This window comes from Metapseudomonas boanensis, from assembly GCF_042232855.1.
GTDB lineage: Bacteria > Pseudomonadota > Gammaproteobacteria > Pseudomonadales > Pseudomonadaceae > Metapseudomonas > Metapseudomonas boanensis.
The window spans coordinates 60,390-74,166 of the sequence record NZ_CP113889.1 but is presented as its reverse complement, the minus strand read 5'-3'; the positions used below and the strand labels follow the sequence as shown (position 1 = coordinate 74,166).

Annotated in this window: 18 protein-coding genes; 8 read left to right on the top strand and 10 right to left on the bottom strand. The window is 62.3% G+C overall.

Features of this window, described 5'->3' with window-relative positions; genetic code table 11:
- Positions 1-2: 2 nt before the first annotated feature.
- Positions 3-170, bottom strand: a complete 168-nt coding sequence (locus OXH74_RS00350) for a DUF2897 family protein (protein WP_375739603.1) — start codon at positions 168-170, stop codon at positions 3-5.
- A 206-nt stretch (positions 171-376) separates the two neighbouring features.
- Between OXH74_RS00350 and OXH74_RS00345 the strand changes: the two genes are divergently transcribed.
- Both OXH74_RS00345 and pyrF read left to right on the top strand, forming a co-directional pair.
- The gene (locus OXH74_RS00345) at positions 377-1,111 is read left to right on the top strand and encodes a ZIP family metal transporter (protein ID WP_375739602.1); all 735 of its coding nucleotides are present in this window, start codon (positions 377-379) and stop codon (positions 1,109-1,111) included.
- A gap of 66 nt (positions 1,112-1,177) precedes the next feature.
- Entirely contained in the window at positions 1,178-1,876 is a 699-nt protein-coding gene (gene pyrF / locus OXH74_RS00340) for an orotidine-5'-phosphate decarboxylase (RefSeq protein ID WP_375739601.1), read from the top strand.
- 54 nt (positions 1,877-1,930) lie between these two features.
- On the opposite strand, the gene OXH74_RS00335 is transcribed toward pyrF, so the two are convergent.
- Positions 1,931-2,935, bottom strand: a complete 1,005-nt coding sequence (locus tag OXH74_RS00335; protein ID WP_375739600.1) for an NADP-dependent oxidoreductase — start codon at positions 2,933-2,935, stop codon at positions 1,931-1,933.
- Positions 2,936-3,159: 224 nt separating this feature from the next.
- Here OXH74_RS00335 and OXH74_RS00330 point away from each other — a divergent pair, with 224 nt between their 5' ends.
- Complete coding sequence (locus OXH74_RS00330) at positions 3,160-3,921, top strand: SDR family oxidoreductase (RefSeq protein WP_375739599.1); 762 nt, start codon at positions 3,160-3,162, stop codon at positions 3,919-3,921.
- Positions 3,922-4,062: 141 nt separating this feature from the next.
- Here the strand turns inward: OXH74_RS00330 and OXH74_RS00325 are convergent, their stop codons facing one another.
- Complete coding sequence (locus OXH74_RS00325; protein WP_375739598.1) at positions 4,063-5,277, bottom strand: benzoate/H(+) symporter BenE family transporter; 1,215 nt, start codon at positions 5,275-5,277, stop codon at positions 4,063-4,065.
- Positions 5,277-5,894 carry a LysE family translocator gene (locus tag OXH74_RS00320; protein ID WP_375739597.1) on the bottom strand — a complete coding sequence of 206 codons (618 nt, stop codon included), beginning with the start codon at positions 5,892-5,894 and terminating at the stop codon, positions 5,277-5,279. Before OXH74_RS00320 ends, OXH74_RS00325 begins: the two co-directional genes overlap by 1 nt.
- A gap of 152 nt (positions 5,895-6,046) precedes the next feature.
- Between OXH74_RS00320 and OXH74_RS00315 the strand changes: the two genes are divergently transcribed.
- Positions 6,047-6,679, top strand: coding sequence for a hypothetical protein (locus OXH74_RS00315; RefSeq protein ID WP_375739596.1), 633 nt, complete (start codon positions 6,047-6,049; stop codon positions 6,677-6,679).
- On the opposite strand, the gene OXH74_RS00310 is transcribed toward OXH74_RS00315, so the two are convergent.
- The gene (locus OXH74_RS00310; RefSeq protein ID WP_375739595.1) at positions 6,676-7,131 is read right to left on the bottom strand and encodes a MarR family winged helix-turn-helix transcriptional regulator; all 456 of its coding nucleotides are present in this window, start codon (positions 7,129-7,131) and stop codon (positions 6,676-6,678) included. The genes OXH74_RS00315 and OXH74_RS00310 overlap by 4 nt on opposite strands.
- Positions 7,132-7,213: 82 nt before the next feature.
- Here OXH74_RS00310 and OXH74_RS00305 point away from each other — a divergent pair, with 82 nt between their 5' ends.
- The 3 genes from OXH74_RS00305 (at position 7,214) to OXH74_RS00295 (ending at position 9,504) form a co-directional block, all read left to right on the top strand.
- Entirely contained in the window at positions 7,214-8,380 is a 1,167-nt protein-coding gene (locus OXH74_RS00305; protein WP_375739594.1) for a PLP-dependent aminotransferase family protein, read from the top strand.
- Positions 8,381-8,399: 19 nt separating this feature from the next.
- Entirely contained in the window at positions 8,400-9,002 is a 603-nt protein-coding gene (locus OXH74_RS00300) for a glutathione S-transferase family protein (protein WP_375739593.1), read from the top strand.
- A 154-nt stretch (positions 9,003-9,156) separates the two neighbouring features.
- On the top strand, positions 9,157-9,504 hold the full coding sequence (locus tag OXH74_RS00295) for a GFA family protein (RefSeq protein ID WP_375739592.1): 348 nt from the start codon (positions 9,157-9,159) through the stop codon (positions 9,502-9,504).
- Between the two features lie 57 nt (positions 9,505-9,561).
- On the opposite strand, the gene folE is transcribed toward OXH74_RS00295, so the two are convergent.
- The 4 genes from folE to OXH74_RS00275 all read right to left on the bottom strand — a co-directional run bounded on the left by folE (position 9,562) and on the right by OXH74_RS00275 (position 11,850).
- Positions 9,562-10,110: a GTP cyclohydrolase I FolE gene (gene folE, locus OXH74_RS00290; protein WP_215378542.1), complete on the bottom strand. Its 549-nt coding sequence runs from the start codon at positions 10,108-10,110 to the stop codon at positions 9,562-9,564.
- A 101-nt stretch (positions 10,111-10,211) separates the two neighbouring features.
- Positions 10,212-10,784: a Smr/MutS family protein gene (locus OXH74_RS00285; RefSeq protein WP_375739591.1), complete on the bottom strand. Its 573-nt coding sequence runs from the start codon at positions 10,782-10,784 to the stop codon at positions 10,212-10,214.
- 49 nt (positions 10,785-10,833) lie between these two features.
- Positions 10,834-11,154: a hypothetical protein gene (locus OXH74_RS00280; protein WP_375739590.1), complete on the bottom strand. Its 321-nt coding sequence runs from the start codon at positions 11,152-11,154 to the stop codon at positions 10,834-10,836.
- Between the two features lie 99 nt (positions 11,155-11,253).
- Positions 11,254-11,850: a cysteine hydrolase family protein gene (locus OXH74_RS00275; RefSeq protein ID WP_375739589.1), complete on the bottom strand. Its 597-nt coding sequence runs from the start codon at positions 11,848-11,850 to the stop codon at positions 11,254-11,256.
- 214 nt (positions 11,851-12,064) lie between these two features.
- On the opposite strand from OXH74_RS00275, the gene prmB reads away from it, so the two are divergent.
- A complete protein-coding gene (prmB, locus tag OXH74_RS00270) occupies positions 12,065-12,979 on the top strand; it encodes a 50S ribosomal protein L3 N(5)-glutamine methyltransferase (RefSeq protein ID WP_375739588.1) in 915 nt (304 codons plus the stop codon).
- A 9-nt stretch (positions 12,980-12,988) separates the two neighbouring features.
- Here prmB and OXH74_RS00265 read toward each other — a convergent pair whose 3' ends face one another.
- Positions 12,989-13,768 (bottom strand): hypothetical protein, encoded by a 780-nt coding sequence (locus OXH74_RS00265; protein WP_375741692.1) that lies wholly within the window; start codon positions 13,766-13,768, stop codon positions 12,989-12,991.
- Positions 13,769-13,777 lie beyond the last annotated feature (9 nt).

Sequence of the window (13,777 nt, the reverse complement as noted above, 5' to 3'; positions counted from 1 at the left end):
AATCAACGGTCCTTCGCGTCCTTGGCGTCCGCCTCTGCATTGCGCTCGTGGACGCGCTTGAGTTGTTCCTCGGTCAAGGGCAGTTGTTTCGCCGTGTCGCGCAGCAGCATGAGGCTGCCAACGATTGAGCCGATCGCCAGAACCAAAATTAGCCAGGCATACCAAGGCATGTTGAGTCTCCCGATTCAAAGGACTCCACTCTATTCGATTGCAGGCGCCTTTCCACGTTCCATGGCCCCGGGAGCCTGAAGCTGTCCTTCCAACCGGTGCATCGGCCTATGATGCCCATGGCATGGCGCTGGACGGGGAATTCCCGTTCGGACAAACGGATGGAGGTCCCACCTGAACGGGGCCGAAGGGATGCGTAGGAGGATTCATGCAGTTACCGATCACTTTCCAGGCTGGCCTCTGGGGTTGGCTGGCGGCGAGCAGCCTGCTAGTGGGCGCGGCGATTGGTTTTCTAGTGACTTTGCCGCAGAAGGTGGTGGCTTCGGTCATGGCCTACGGCAGCGGCGTCCTGATCGCCGCTCTATGCTTTGGGCAGATTCCCGATGCCGAGCGCATTGGCGGGTTGTGGCCGACCATGGCGGGGCTGCTGGTGGGGGGCGTGGTTTTCGTCCTGGCCAGCCAGTTCGTTGAACGGCTGGAGATGCACCACCGGTCCAAGGACGCTGGGGCGATGGTGGCGCTGTTGATTGCCGTAGGGGCGTTCCTCGATGGCATTCCCGAGTCGCTGGGGCTTGGCCTCGGGCTGCTGGATGGCGGCGGGGTCAGCGTAATGATGCTGGTGGCGATCTTTCTCGCCAACTTGCCCGAGGGGCTGGCCAGCGCGGCCGGTCTGCGTGCCGAGAAACGCGGTGGTTGGTTGGTTTTCGGCCTTTGGGGTGCGATAGCGCTCCTTTCCGGGCTGGCAGCCATGGCCGGGCCATGGCTGTTCGCCGGTGTTCCGCCCAATTGGTTAGCATTTGCCCTCAGCTTTTCGGCTGGCGCCGTGCTCTGCATGCTGGTGGATACGCTGATCCCGGATGCATTCGAAACGACGCATGCCTGGACCGGCCTGGTCACCCTGGCCGGTTTCATGACGGCCTTCATGATCGACCATCTGGTTTGAGGCAGCGGCGCGCTCCGGCTTCCGCTACAATGCGCGCCGTTTCCGATTTGCCAGAGAGCTCTCCCCATGTCCGCCTGTCAGACGCCGATCATCGTCGCCCTCGACTTTCCCTCTCGTGAAGCAGCCCTGCGGCTGGCCGACCAGCTCGACCCCAAGCTGTGCCGGGTCAAGGTGGGCAAGGAGCTGTTCACCAGCTGCGCTTCGGAGATCGTCTCGACCCTGCGTGACAGAGGCTTCGAGGTGTTCCTCGACCTGAAATTCCATGACATCCCCAACACCACGGCAATGGCGGTGAAGGCCGCTGCCGAGATGGGCGTGTGGATGGTCAATGTGCACTGCTCGGGTGGCCTGCGCATGATGGCGGCCTGTCGCGAAACCCTCGACAAGTTCAATGGGCCCAAGCCATTGCTGATCGGCGTGACCGTGCTTACCAGCATGGAGCGTGAGGACCTGGCGGGAATTGGTCTGGATGTCGAACCCCAAGTGCAGGTGCTGCGCCTGGCTGCCCTCGCCGAAAAGGCCGGTATGGACGGGCTGGTGTGTTCGGCCCAGGAAGCTTCGGCCCTGAAGGCAGCCCACCCGGGGCTGCAACTGGTTACGCCGGGCATCCGCCCGGCCGGTAGCGCCCAGGATGACCAGCGCCGTATCCTCACTCCGCGCCAGGCCTTGGATGCTGGTTCTGACTATCTGGTGATCGGCCGGCCGATCAGCCAGGCCGCTGACCCGGGCAAGGCGTTGGCGGCGGTGGTCGCTGAACTGGCCTGAAACTCACCCATCCCCTTGGGTGGGCCGCCCGGCCCACCCAAGGCTCGGTCCGGCTCAACGGACCTTCAGCACCAGCTTTCCGAAGTTCTCCCCGCTGAACAGCTTGCCCAGGGTCTCCGGGAAGCTTTCCAGCCCCTCGACGATGTCTTCCTTGCTCTTCAGCTTGCCGCTGGCCAGCCAGTTGCCGATCTCCGCTGCGGCCTCGCCGAAGCGTGGGGCGTAGTCCATCACCACCATGCCTTCCATGCGTGCGCGATTGACCAGCAGCGACAGGTAGTTGGCCGGCCCTTTCACTGCCTGCTTGGCGTTGTATTGGCTGATTGCGCCGCAGATCACCACGCGGGCCTTGAGGTTGATTCGAGTGAGCACGGCATCGAGGATGTCCCCGCCGACGTTGTCGAAATACACGTCGACGCCTTGCGGGCATTCGCGCTTGAGCGCCGAGTGCAGGTCTTCCGCCTTGTAGTCAATGGCGCCGTCGAAGCCCAGTTGGTCCACCAGGAATCGGCATTTCTCAGCCCCGCCGGCGATGCCAACGACACGACAGCCTTTGAGCTTGGCGATCTGACCCGCAATACTGCCGACTGCACCGGCGGCGCCGGAGATGACCACGGTCTCGCCTGCTTTGGGCTGGCCCACATCCAGCAGGGCGAAGTAGGCGGTCATTCCCGTCATGCCCAGCGCCGAGAGGTAGAGCGGTAGCGGCGCACGGCTTGGGTCCACTTTGTGGAAGCCTCGAGGCTCGCCGAGGAAATAGTCCTGCACGCCCAGTGCGCCGTTGACGTGATCGCCCACGGCGAAGTCTGGGTGCTGCGAGGCGATGACCTTGCCAACACCCAGGGCGCGCATCACTTCACCCAACGCAACCGGCGGGATGTAGGACTTGCCTTCATTCATCCAGCCGCGCATGGCCGGATCCAGCGAAAGGTAGAGGTTCTCCACGAGAATTTGGCCGGAGCCAGGCTCGGTGACCGGCGTTTCAACGAAGTTGAATGTCTCGCGGGTGGCCGCGCCGATTGGGCGCTGGGCAAGGAGAAACTGGCGGTTGCGCAAGGTCATGGTTGGGGCTCCGGGATTTGGAAACCATGGTGATAGTCCGCCTGCACCGAAGCGACAAGGGTGGTTGGCAGACCGAATGTAGTGCCATGGATTTTGGTGATTTGGTTTCCAGTTGGGCATCATTGAAATGGATGCCTGCCCCACCAGAGTCCTGATGATGCTGACGCGGCTGGCGGGTGACTGACTAGACTCGGCGCAGGCTTTAATCCATCGAGGATGAACAGATGAGCATGAGTTTTTCCGGCCAGGTTGCACTGGTCACCGGCGCTGCCAACGGAATTGGCCGGGCGACTGCCCTGGCGTTCGCTGCCGAAGGCCTGAAAGTGGTGGTTTCCGATGTAGACGCCGCCGGCGGTGAGGGGACCGTGCAACTGATTCGTGATGCGGGCAGCGAAGCGTGCTTCATCCGTTGCGATGTGACCCGCGACGCTGAGGTCAAGGCACTGATGGAGGGGACGCTCGCGGCTTATGGTCGTCTGGACTATGCCTTCAACAACGCCGGCATCGAGATCGAGAAAGGCAGGCTGGCCGAGGGCAGCGAAGCTGAGTTCGATGCCATCATGGGTGTCAACGTCAAGGGCGTATGGTTGTGCATGAAGCACCAGATTCCGCTGATGCTGGCCCAGGGCGGTGGTGCGATCGTCAATACCGCGTCCGTGGCCGGGCTGGGTGCCGCGCCGAAGATGAGCATCTATGCCGCCTCCAAGCATGCGGTGATCGGCCTGACCAAGTCGGCAGCGGTCGAGTACGCGAAGAAAAAGCTGCGGGTCAATGCAGTGTGCCCGGCGGTGATTGACACAGATATGTTCCGCCGTGCGCACGAAGCCGACCCGAAGAAGGCCGAGTTCGCCGCCGCCATGCATCCGGTTGGGCGCATCGGCAAAGTGGAGGAAATCGCCGCGGCGGTGCTTTATCTCTGCAGCGATGCTGCCGGATTCACCACGGGTCATGCCCTAGCCGTGGATGGCGGGGCGACGGCGATCTGAAGTCCCGTGCGGACCACGCCCCTCTCCCTCTGGGAGAGGGGGGAAGTGAAGGATACTGGCCAGAACGCCGGTTTGAATTGCGAACGAATTCGCCCCCACAGGTTCCCCCATAGTGTGAATGGCGCCTTCCGGCGCCTTTTTTCAATTCTGCTTCTCACCACCCCAGTTGAGGATCAGTAAGGTCAGCACCCCGGCGATCAGGCCCCAGAAGGCTGAACCGATGGAGAGCAGGGTCATGCCGGAGGCGGTGACCATGAAGGTGATGAGCGCCGCCTCGCGTTCCTTCGCTTCATGCATGGCGGCGGTCAGGCCGCTGCCGATCGAGCCGAATAGCGCCAGGGCGGCGATGGACAGCACCAGTTCCTTGGGCAGCGCGGCGAAGAGGGCTGCCAGGGTGGCACCGAAGGTGCCTGCGGCGCCATAGAACAGGCCACACCAGACCGCTGCCGTGTAGCGTTTGTCGCGATCCTCATGGGCGTGGGAGCCGGTGCAGATGGCGGCGCTGATCGCGGCCAGGTTGATGCCATGGGAGCCGAAGGGTGCGAGTAGTACCGATGCGATGCCGGTTACCGAAATCAGGGGGGAGGCGGGCACCTGATAGCCGTCGGCGCGGAGCACGGCGATCCCTGGGATGTTCTGCGAAGCCATGGCCACCACGAACAGTGGGATGCCGATGCTGATCACCGCCGTCAGCGAAAACTCGGGGGAGGTCCAAACCGGTTTGGCGAGGGCAAACTCGAAGCCCCGGAAATCCAGCAAGCCAAGTGCTGCTGCAACAACACAGCCCACCACCAATGCCGCAAGTACCGCATAACGTGGCTGCAGGCGTTTGAGCAGCAGGTAACTGAAGAACATTGCCAGCACCAGTGAAGTCCTGTGCTGGGCGGCAATGAAGATCTCGCTACCGATCTTGAACAGGATCCCGGCCAGCAGGGCGGAGGCCAGCGAGCCGGGCAGACGACGCATCAATCGTTCGAAGCCACCTGTCAGGCCGACCAGACTGAGCAGCAGGGCACAGATGATGAAGGCACCGATGGCTTCGCCATAACTGACACCGGGCAGGCTGGTGATCAGAAGGGCAGCACCGGGCGTCGACCAAGCGACGACGATCGGGGTGCGGTAACGCAGCGACAGGCCGACGGTGGTGATGGCCATTCCAATGGAGAGCGCCCAGATCCACGAAGAAATCTGTGCATTGCTGAGGCCGGCAGCCTGTCCCGCCTGGAACATCAGCACCAGCGAGCTGGTGTAACCCGTGAGCATGGCGATGAAGCCTGCCACCACTGCGGAGGGGGAGGAGTCCGCCAGCGGGCGCAAGCGTGCTGGGGCTGCAGGATTTTCGGTGCGTGGATGCATCACAGGCTTCCGTTGACGTCGACCAGGATGGGGTAGAGCGAGGCCACCAGTAGCAGAGCCATGCCGATATTGAACAGGCGCAGGATGCGCGGTTCATCAAGCCAGCGGCGCAGCAGGCTCCCAGCCACCGTCCAGAGGCCGACGCTGGGGCAGTTGATCAGGGCGAAGAGGCCGGCGATCAACAGCACGTTGGTGACGAAGTCCTCCTGAGGCGTATAGGTGGTGATGGCCCCAATTGCCATGACCCAGGCCTTGGGGTTGACCCACTGGAATGCAGCAGCCTGCAGGAAGGTGAAGGGACGTGGCTGGCGCTCCGAGCTGTTGCTGTCCGGTGCCCCGGATCCGGCGATCTTCCAGGCCAGGTAGAGCAGGTAGGCGGCACCGGCATAGCGCAATGTCGTGTACAGGACTGGAATCTGCTCAAAGACCTGGGCTAGGCCGAGTCCCACCGCCATCACCAACACCATGAAGCCTAGGCTGATACCGAGCATGTGCGGCACGCTGCGACGAACACCGAAGTTCACGCCGGAAGCCAGCAACATCATATTGTTAGGGCCAGGCGTCACCGAAGTGACGAAGGCGAAAAGGGTAAATGCGAGTAATAGTTCCAGGCTCATGGCGGTCACCTTGTCGTTGTGCTCGCAGCCTAAGCCTTGCCTGTTCGCCGAGTCCCGATACAGCAACACGCAGGTTGGGCAATACAGTCGGTTGGCAGGCGTCCGCTCGGGGACTAGTGTCGTGATATTCCTCCCCAGGTAGAGCGATACCCATGGACGAAAATCCCTATGCTGCACCTCAGGTCGAGCTGGTCGAAAACGCAGGTCCGCGCCAGATGCTTGGCTGGAGCCCGGAACAGTTCAGGCTGCTGGGTTGGCTGAGCCTGGTGAGTGTCGTTGGCACCTTGGTCCTGACCGGCCTGGCCGCTGCCAGCGGAGCCATGCAGAGTGACGCCATGCCGACCAGCGCCGACTGGCTGAGTGCAGCCCTGACGTTGCTTGGCTGCTACCTGCTGATCCAGCTCAAGCGCTTTGCTGAGGCGCGCTTCTCCGCAGTCGGCCTGGGTTGGCCGGTCTGGGCGGTAGTGGTGGCGAGCCTGCTAGTGGAGTTACTGGACTTTGTGCTGGGAGATGCAAGCCTTGAGCCTGGGTGGTCGATGCTGCTGTATTTTGGCGTTCTGGCGCTTTCCGGAGCGCTGACCACCTGGATGGCCGTATGCCTGCTCAAGGTGCAGAACGCCTACCCGGTTTTTCGTGTCATGGCCTGGCTGGATCTGGCGGGGGGCATCCTTCTCGCCACAGTGATTCTGATGCTATTGGCCCTGTTTCCGCTGATCGCCGCCAGCGCTGCAATGATGCTGGTGTTCTTCAAGGCCGCTGGCGAGCTCGAGGGGCGCAAGGTCTAGGGCTCGGCTACTTCGCTTTGCCGGGCGCTACACAAGGCCTGGTTGACCTGTAGCCAGCCGCGTACGGCCTCTTCGCCTGCTTCACTGAACGCTCGCTGCAGCAGCCGTGCCTGCTCTCGACGCAGGGCCTGTTCGAGCTTCGCGCCTTCAGCGGTGAAACCGAGCAAGCGTTTACGTTTGTCGTCGTCGGCGGCGACGCTTTCGACCAGATGCATCTCGATCAGCTGCCGCAGTGGTATGTTCAGCGCCTGCTTGCTGACGCCCAGATAGCCGAGCAGTTCCTTGACGCTCAGGCCGGGGTACTTGGCGATGAAGAACAGGATCCGGTGGTGCACCCGCGACAGACCACGCCGGGCGAGAATTTCGTCCGGCTTGCTGGTGAAGGCCTGGTAGCCGAAGAAGAACGCTTCCATGGCGGCTTGCTGAATGGCTGGATTTTTCAGGTCAAGCATATTGACGTATCTGTCATTGGCGTCGTAGTTTCGGTCAATCAGTTTGACTTAATTTTATTGCTTCCGCACCCGGTGACATTCCATGGCCTTCTCCGAACGCATTGCCCGCCTGAAAAGCTCCCTGATCCGTGAAATCCTTGCCGCCGCCCAGCGTCCGGAAGTGATGTCTTTCGCCGGGGGGCTGCCGGCCGAGCCGATGCTGCCGAAGGTGGAGTGGGCCGAGATGCCGGCGAGCATGGGCCAGTACGGCATGAGCGAGGGCGAGCCGGCGCTGCGCGAGGCCATCGCTACCGAGGCGCGAGCGCTAGGCGTACCCTGTGAGGCCAGCCAGGTGCTGATCGTCAGCGGTTCCCAGCAAACCCTGGACCTGGCATCCAAGCTGTTTATCGATCCGGGCACCGAGGTGCTGCTGGAGGCTCCGACCTACCTCGCGGCGCTCCAGGCCTTCCAGTTGTTCGGTGCCGACTGCATCGCTGTACCCCAGGAGGCCGATGGCCCCGAACTGGCTGCACTACGTCAGCGCCTGGAGCAGCACAAGCCGGCCTTTGCCTACCTGATTCCGACGTTCCAGAATCCGTCCGGCACCCGCTACAGCGAGGCTAAGCGCGATGCCGTGGCGGAGTTGCTCGACGAGTTCGGCGTTACCCTGATCGAAGACGAACCTTACCGTGAGCTGGTGTTCGATGAAGGCTGCGCAACGCCTATTGTCAGCCGCCTGAAAAAGGCCAGCTGGATCTACACCGGCACTGTCTCCAAGACGCTGCTGCCTGGCCTGCGCGTGGGATTCCTGATCGCAACGCCGGACCTCTTCCCGCACCTGCTGCGCCTAAAGCAGTCCGCCGACCTGCACACCAATCGCATCGGCCAGTGGCAAGCGCTGCAATGGTTCGGTACCGAGCAGTACCGCCAGCATCTGGCCGAGCTGCGCGACTTCTACCGGATTCGCCGCGATTCGATGCAAACAGCGCTGGAAGAACACTTCGGTGAGCTGGCGACCTGGGAAATCCCCCAGGGTGGGCTGTTCTTCTGGCTGACCCTGAAGCAGCCACTCGATACTCGTACATTGCTCAAGCCAGCGCTGGAGCAGAATGTGGCATTCATGCCGGGCGAGCCTTTCTTCATCGATCCGGATCAGCATCCGGGCCACCTGCGCCTGAACTTCAGCCACGTGGCTCCGGAGCGCCTGGGCGAGGGGCTGAAGCGGCTCGCCAGCGTCATTCGCCAGGCCCATGCGGCCGAGGCCGCCTGATCACAAGGGAGGGGTGAGGATGTACAAGGTTTACGGTGATTACATCTCGGGCAACTGCTACAAGGTCAAGCTGATCCTCAATCTGCTTGGGCTGCCTTACCAATGGGTGCCGATCGATATCCGAAAGGGTGAGACGCAAAGCCCCGAGTTCCTGGAAAAGAACCCGAACGGCAAGATCCCGGTGTTGGAGCTGGACGATGGCACCACCCTCTGGGAATCCAACGCCATCCTCAATTTCCTGGCCGAGGGCAGCGACCTGCTGCCCAGCGAGCCACGCTTGCGGACTCAGGTGCTGCAGTGGCAGTTCTTCGAACAATACAGCCACGAACCCTACATTGCGGTCGCGCGGTTCATCCAGCTCTACCAAGGCATGCCCGCCGAGCGGCTGGAGGAGTACAAGGTCTGCCATGTGCGCGGCCACAAGGCGCTCAAGGTGATGGAAAAGCAGTTGCAGCGCACGACGTACCTGGTGGGTGAGCATTACTCGATCGCTGACATCGCCCTTTACGCCTATACGCATGTGGCTCACGAGGGCGGATTCGACCTCTCGGGATACCCGGCGATCCTGGCCTGGCTGGAACGTGTGGCCAGCCATCCACGGCATGTGGGTATGCTCGATTGACTGAAGCCGGCATTATGCCGGCTTTTTCATCTGGGGCCGGCCTAACTGTCGCAGGGTGGGCTATGCACCCCTGCACTCGGCATGGCGGGTTCAGTGCTGCTGGGCTAACTTGGAGGCTCCAGCCTGTCCATAGGCTTCCGAAGGAGCGCGCACCATGAAGTACCGAGGCAGTTGCCACTGCGGAAAGATCGCGTTCGAGGTTGAGGGAAACCTGGAGCAGGTCATGGACTGCAATTGCTCCCTGTGCAGCCGGCGCGGCTACCTGTTGTGGTTTGTCCCTCGCGACCAGTTGCACCTCGAGACACCCGCATCGGACCTGTCTACCTACCGCTTCAATCGCATGCACATCGCCCACCATTTCTGCGCGACCTGCGGCTGTGCGCCGTTTGGCGAGGCCCTTGATCCGAAGGGCAATGCCATGGCTGCGGTTAATGTGCGCTGTCTTGAGGATGTGCCGCTGGATGGCCTGAAGGTCGTAAAGGTTGATGGACGCAGTTTTTAGGAACACCAGAAAGGAAAAAGCCGGCATCAGCCGGCTTTTTTATGCATGTGTCTGGCTTCAGTTGTTGATCAGGCTGAGGAATTCGCTGCGAGTCGCTGCGTTTTCACGGAATTCTCCGAGCATCACCGAAGTGACCATGGACGAGTTCTGCTTTTCGACACCGCGCATCATCATGCACATGTGCTGGGCTTCGATAACCACGGCCACGCCAAGCGCGCCCGTGACCTGCTGAACGGCCTCGGCAATCTGGCGGCTGAGGTTTTCCTGAATCTGCAGACGCCGGGCGTACATGTCGACGATGCGCGCCACCTTGGACAGGCCCAATACTTTGCCGTTGGGAATGTAGGCGACGTGCGCCTTGCCGATGAACGGCAGCAGATGGTGTTCGCAGAGCGAATACAACTCGATGTGCTTCACCAGCACCATTTCGCTGTTATCGGAGCTGAACAGGGCGCCATTGGTGACTTCCTCCAGCGTTTGCTCATAGCCACGGCAAAGGTACTGCATGGCTTTGGCGGCGCGCTTCGGGGTATCGAGCAAGCCTTCGCGGGAGACGTCCTCGCCGATCTGGTCGAGGATGGCGGTGTAATGCTGTTCCAGGGACATGGAAATTCCTGTGGGGATTTACGCAAAGGCGCAGGGTAGGGCGCCTTTGCGATGCTGGCAAGGGTATGCGGCACCCGTCGAGCGATTGGTGGATGTTTGGCTCACTCGTCACGGCCCTCAAGCATGGTGCGGCGCAGCATCACGTAAACCGCGCCCGTGCCGCCATGTTTTGGCAGGCAGGAAGTGAAGCCGAGTACCTGCGGGTGCTGGCGGAGCCAGGTGTTGACGTGGCTTTTGATCAACGGACGTTTGCCGTCCAGGCGCGCGGCCTTGCCGTGGGTTACACGCACGCAGCGCACCTCGAAGCGGGTGGCTTCGGCGATGAAGTCCCACAGGGTCTCACGGGCCTTCTCGACGGTCATGCCATGCAGGTCCAGGCTGCCCTCGAAGCCGATCTGGCCTTGTTTGAGCTTACGCATCTGGCCTTCTTGGACGCCGTCCCGGGCCCAATGCAGCTCATCTTCGGCGCCAACATCGATGATGAACTGGTCCGAGAGCCCATCGACCTTGACGTTGGCAACGCGGACGGTGGCATTCTGCCGCCGGGTGGCCAGTTGCTTGAGGTCGGCCCTGGGCTTGCCGGTTTCGGCACGGTCGTCCTGGATGCGCTTTACGCCGCGCATTTCCTGGGCGAACAGGGAAGTTTCGTCGTCTTTGTGGGCATTATCGTGCATGCAGGCCTCCGCGAAGGGCGGCTAGTTTACCCAATGCTTAGTGCTGCGGTCAGTCGCGTTTCTTCATCAGGTGCGGCGATAGGCTCAGGTCACTCCGGCGACGGGATCGGCGCCTGCAGACTCGCCAGGCGATCACACCCAGCCACAGGAAAAGCAGGCCCACGACCAGCAGCACGATGGCCGCGCCGGTGCTTTCGTTGAGTGGGCCGAGCGCTGGGGGGCGGCCGAGCAGCGTAGCAGTGCCGGCCATGGCCAGCAGTATGCCGAAGCCGGCAAACAGGGCCGAAAGCGCCGCTGCGAAACGCCAGCGCCAGCTGCCCGGGCCTCGTGGGCGCAGGCGGCGGGCATCAAATCCATCGGATAACTTCATCCGGACGTCCTCTTGCTTTATCGGGGGTATGACCGGCGCTGGCGGGCGTGGTTCCGGTCAACCTCGGGGCGGATGTCGCGGGATGTGTCGACGCGTCGGTCAGATCAGCGCCTTGGCCTGCGGCACCACGCTAGCGAAATTGTCGGCGAGGGCGATGACCTCGACGCGATGCATTTCATCCGCGCTGATGACGCCGCCGTCGAGAGTCGGTAAGTCGCGAGTCGCGCAAGCAGCACTCACCAGCGTGCAGCGATAACCATAGTCCTTGGCGGCTCGAACGGTGGTGCTGATGCTCGAATGAGTCATGAAGCCGCAGACGATCAGGTCGAGATGGCCGATCTGCTGAAGGCGGTCGTGGAGTTCTGTACCGGCGAATGCATTCGGCAGGCGCTTCTCCACAACGATTTCGCCCGGCAGGGGGGCAGCTTCCGGCAGATGCTGGCCGCGGATACCCTGAGGGTCGAGCAGGCCGCCAGGAACGCCGAGGTGCTTGACGTGAACGATGGTGCTACCCATGGCGCGGGCAGCGGCGAGCAGGCTCGCAATCTCGGCGAGGGCAGCATCCAGCCCTGGCAGGGCAAGGACGCCGCTGCGGTACTCTTCCTGAGCATCGATGATCACAAGTGTGGCGTTGTTGAGATTGGCCGGCGGGTAACCGCGGCCACTCAACTGGAACATGGATTTCGGGGCGGACATGCGAATCTCCGGGTACGACATTGCCACCATTGTCCGCCGTGTGGAGCAATAAGTGAACCATGGACCAAGGTCCAGTTGCTTGCCGCGCCACCGGGCGAGCCGGTTTCCGTGGTGTGCAGGGGCGTGGCGGGGCTTCCGTTCGTCGGCCGCCCGAGGCTGATGCGATGCGGCAGGAGTGCTAGAATCGCTGGCCCGTTTCCAGAGGTCGTCCGACGTGTCCGAATCCCGCCTGCGCACCCTGCGTGATCACATCCGCTGGGCTGTGAGCCGTTTCCACGCTGAAAACCTGTTCTTCGGTCATGGCACCGACAATGCCTGGGATGAGGCCCGTCAATTGGTGCTGGGCGCCTTGCACCTGCCGTATGAGATTGCCGACAGCTACCTCGACTGCCGTCTGGAAGAGGATGAAAGCGCCCTCCTGCGTGAACTGCTGCGCCGCCGCATCGAAGAGCGTGTGCCCGTAGCGTACCTGCTCGGGGAGGCGTGGTTCTGCGGCATGCCGTTCGTGGTGGATGAGCGGGTGTTGGTGCCACGGTCACCGATCGCTGAGCTTATCCAGCAGCAGTTCTCGCCCTGGCTGCCGCATGAGCCTGCGCGAATCCTCGACCTCTGCACCGGCTCGGGCTGCATCGGCATTGCTTGCGCCCATGCCTTCCCGGACGCGGAGGTCGTCCTCGCCGACCTGTCGTTCGAGGCGCTCGAGGTGGCTAACCTGAACATCGAACGGCACGGCCTCGAGGAGCGTGTATTTACGGTTCAGGGTGATGGCTTCGAAGGGCTCCCGGGGCAGCGCTTCGACTTGATCGTATCGAACCCGCCCTATGTGGACGCGGAGGACTTCGCTGATATGCCAGCGGAATACCAGCACGAACCTGAGCTGGGCCTGGCCTGTGGCAACGATGGTCTGGACCTGGTGCGTCGTATGCTCGCCGAGGCGGCAGACCATCTGACGGAAAAGGGCTTGCTGATTGTCGAGGTGGGCAACAGCCAGGTCCACGTCGAGGAGCTCTACCCGGAGGTGGATTTCCTCTGGTTAGACTTCGAGCACGGTGGCCACGGCGTGTTTCTGCTCAGTGCCAAGCAGTGCCGCGAGCACCAGGCGTTGTTCCGCTCGCGCGTGAATGGCTGACGCCTGGCATCAGCGGGTCGCGATCCAGATCAGCAGGCCTGCCTGGAATACCGCGAAGGCCACCAGGCAGGCGATGGTGAAGCGTAGTCCGCTATCATCGCGCTTGTAGATATCGACCCGCTCTTCCAGCTTGCGAAGCTCCAGAGCCTGGTGCTGCAGGTTCTGGTCGGCCTGCTGGAGCATCATGGCCGCTTCTGCCAGGCCGATGTACTGGACCTTCTGATCGTGCCAGTCTGCATGTAACTCACTCACGTGGCCGGCGCCATAGGTTGCCTTCATCTGCAGGCTGTCGAGGTAAGTGACGGTGAAACCCTGCGCCTTGAGCGCATGGTCGCGACGCAGGCGCATTTCGTCGTTCAGCGCATCCTTTGCAGGTAGAGCGCCGCCCTCCACCCGATAGTGCGTCCATTTCTGGCGTACCCAGGCAATGCCTTGTGCCATGAGGAATCGACCGAGTCCGCGGTTCGGGGGCTCGACTTGCAGACCGCTGTCAGGGCCGAAACGAACTTCCTTGCTCCGGTGATCGACCCAGACCTCGAGCATGTTCCGTGCTTTGCGCAGGTGCTGGTCCGGCAGGTTGACGACCAGGCGTAGCATGCTCAGCTCAGGTGAGTGGCGCTCGATCCGCCCCAGCTCGACGAAACGCAACGGCCGCGCCCCGGTGTGGCGATCCACCGGCAGGGGGGACAGGCGGAGCAAGTCGAAATGCTCGGGGGCCAGCCCTGACCACGGATGAAGCGGGACTTGCTCAGCATTCGGTTTTTCGGGTGGGCTGTCAGTCATGAGGATTTCCTGTCG